Source organism: Streptomyces varsoviensis (genome assembly GCF_000718635.1).
Classification (GTDB): domain Bacteria; phylum Actinomycetota; class Actinomycetes; order Streptomycetales; family Streptomycetaceae; genus Streptomyces; species Streptomyces varsoviensis.
In genome coordinates this window covers 1-214 of the sequence record NZ_JOBF01000109.1, presented here as the reverse complement: position 1 = coordinate 214, position 214 = coordinate 1, and the positions used below count along the sequence as shown (strand labels likewise).

Here is a 214-nt window from a genome sequence, read left to right as displayed (position 1 = left end):
GGAGACGCTGTCCGCGCTCTTCGAGGCTCAGGCGGCGCGTACGCCGGATGCGGTGGCGTTGGTTTTCGAGGGTGTGGAGGTTTCGTACGCGGAGCTGAACGCCCGCGCCAACCGCCTCGCCCGGCATCTGGCGGACCGGGGCGCGGGCCCCGAGCGGTTTGTGGCCGTGATGCTGCCGCGCTCCGTGGACCTGGTGGTCTCGCTGCTCGCGGTG

Annotated in this window: 1 protein-coding gene; it reads left to right on the top strand. The window is 72.0% G+C overall.

The window, feature by feature from the left end; all coding sequences use genetic code 11:
• Positions 1-7: 7 nt before the first annotated feature.
• The coding region (locus tag IF55_RS35815) for an AMP-binding protein (RefSeq protein ID WP_425428538.1) at positions 8-214 on the top strand (207 nt) is incomplete at its 3' end.